Consider the following 2,598-nt stretch of genomic DNA (forward strand, 5'->3'; position numbering starts at 1 on the left):
GCCACGACGCAGGTTGCCCCGGAGCGAAGCGCAGGGGTCGCGGGCATTTGGGCGCGTTTCTTTGCCTACTTTCTTATCGCGCGATAGGAAAGTAGGTCGGCCGCCGGGCCGAAACCCGGCCTCGAAAAACAACCACCCGGCAGGGACAAAAACAGCTATCAATGGCAGCAGCTTTGAAGACAGATCCCGCCCCGTGACTGTCGCCTCAAAGACATGCCCCACCCACCCCAATGCGCAAAAAAACACCCCACCACCACCCGCAAACCAAGCAACCACGCCACCCCCTGCTATAGAGCCATCAGTCCCGCACCCACGCTGCGCGTTTTCCCCAGACGCCCCAACGCTACGGGCTTGCCCGAATCCATGGTTGGCATGCATCCATCTAAATTGAACAGCAGCAAGTTCGATGGTCGTGAGCCTCTGAGGAAGATGGAAATGCAAAGACGAGTGTTTGGCGCATGGATGTGCGCATCGGTCCTGATGACGGGCGCAGCATGGGCGCAGGACAGCTATCCCAGCCGCCCCATCAGCCTGGTCGTGCCCTACGGCGCGGGCGGCGTGACCGATGTGGTGGCGCGTGCGCTGGCCCAGGGCATGGGCAAGCAGCTGGGGCAGACCGTGGTGATCGAGAACAAGCCCGGCGCGGGCGCGTCCATGGGCGTGATGGACATGCGATCGGCCAAGCCGGACGGCTACCGCCTGACGCTGGCGCCCGTGAGCATCTTCCGCCAGCCGCACATCCAGAAGGTGCAGTACGACCCGGTGCGCGATCTCAGCTACATCGCCACCTACATGACCTATGACTTCGTGCTGGCCGTGCCCCAGGACTCGCCGTTCAAGACGGTGCAGGACCTGGTCGAGTTCGCCAAGAAGAATCCGGGCGCCGTGGACTACGGCACGCCGGGCAAGTTCACGGCCAACCACGTGGTGATGGCGCTGCTGGAGCAGGCCACGGGCGCACGCTTCACGCATGCGCCCTTCAAGGGCGATGCCGAGGCGCTGAACTCGCTGATGGCCGGCCACATCAAGTCAGGCGTATACGCCAACACGGTGCTGCCGTACCTGAGCTCGGGCAAGCTGCGCGCGCTGGCCTCGGCCTCCGAGGTGCGGCCCGAGGCCTTTGCCAACGTGCCCACGTTCCGCGAGGCCGGTTATGCCTTCGATGTGCCCTCGCCCCTGGGCATCGCCGGGCCGCGCGGCCTGCCGCCAGAGATCGTGCGCAAGCTCGAAGCCGCCATCAAGGCCGCCATGGACGACCCGGCCTTTCGCCAGGTCGTCGGCAACTATGGCGTGCGCACGCAGTTCCGCGGCAGCCAGGAGTACACGGCGTTCGCCAGGAAGGCGTTCGAGGACGAGAAGAAGATCGTGCAGAACATAGGCCTGGAGGATTGAGGCCGCTACGCGGGCGGCAGCCCGGCCATGGCCCGCAGGTCCACCAGCCGGTCGTACTCGGCCGCCGTGATCAGCCCCAGCTCCACGGCTGCCTCGCGCGGCGCAATGCCGCGCGCCATGGCCTCGCGCGTGATGCGTGCCACGGCGTCATAGCCCAGTACCGGGTTGAGCGCGGTGGCCTGCAGCAGCGAGTGGCTGACCTGCTGCTCCAGCCGCTCCGTATGTGCCTGCAGGCCGGCCACCAGTTTCTCGGCAAACACGCGGCTGGCGTCGCCCAGCGCGCGCATGGCGCGCAGCAGGTGGTGGATCAGCACGGGCTTGGCCACGTTGAGCTCGAAGTGCCCGGCCGAGCCCGCCAGCGTGACGGTGAGGTGGTGGCCCATGGCCTGGTAGGCGGCCTGGACCACGACCTCGGCCACGGTCGGGTTGCGCTTGCCCGGCATGATGGAGGAGCTCAGGCCATCGTCGGGAAACACCAGCTCGCCCAGGCCGCAGCGCGGGCCTGAGCCCAGCAGGCGGATGTCATTGGCCATCTTGGCCAGCGAACCGGCCACCACGTTGAGTGCGCCGGAAACCTCGATGAGCGCATCGTGCGCGGCCATGCCCTCGAACTTGCAGGGATTGGGCGTGACTGCCAGGCCCGTGAGCGCCTGTATCTCCTCGCAGAAGACCCGGTCGAATCCGGCCGGCGCATTGAGCCCCGTGCCGGCCGCCGTGCCGCCCTGGGCCAGGCTCCACAGCCGGGGCTGCGTGGCCTGCAGCCGGTGGATGCCATGGCCTATCTGGTGGGCGAATGTCTCGAAGCTCTGGCCCAGCGTCATGGGCACGGCGTCCATCAGGTGCGTGCGCGCCACCTTGAGCACGCAGGCAAAGGCCAGGGCGCGTTCCTGCAGGCGCTGCTGCAGCCGTTGCAGGGCCGGCAGCAGGTGGTCACGCAGCTCCAGCGCCGTGGCCAGGTGCATCACGGTCGGAAAGCTGTCGTTGGACGACTGCGAGGCATTGGCATGGTCGTTGGGGTGGACCGGGCTGCGCGTGCCCGGGGGCTGGCCCAGCATCTGGTTGGCGCGGTTGGCGAGGACCTCGTTGGCGTTCATGTTGGTCTGCGTGCCCGAGCCCGTCTGCCAGATGGTCAGCGGGAAGTGCGCGTCCAGCAGGCCGTCGCGCAGTTCGGTGGCCGCGGCCTCGATGGCCGCGCCGCGCTCGTCG

Annotated in this window: 2 protein-coding genes; one reads left to right on the forward strand and one right to left on the reverse strand. The window is 67.5% G+C overall.

All coding sequences use genetic code 11. The annotated features are described in order from the left end of the window. The first annotated feature begins 435 nt into the window (after positions 1-435). A complete protein-coding gene (locus tag L995_RS06585) occupies positions 436-1,392 on the forward strand; it encodes a tripartite tricarboxylate transporter substrate binding protein (RefSeq protein ID WP_016448063.1) in 957 nt (318 codons plus the stop codon). Positions 1,393-1,397: 5 nt separating this feature from the next. On the opposite strand, the gene L995_RS06590 is transcribed toward L995_RS06585, so the two are convergent. Beyond that, positions 1,398-2,598 (reverse strand): class II fumarate hydratase (locus L995_RS06590; protein ID WP_047470391.1); only part of this gene is annotated, 1,201 nt, incomplete at its 5' end.

Source organism: Delftia sp. ZNC0008 (genome assembly GCF_000799035.1).
GTDB lineage: Bacteria > Pseudomonadota > Gammaproteobacteria > Burkholderiales > Burkholderiaceae_C > Comamonas > Comamonas tsuruhatensis.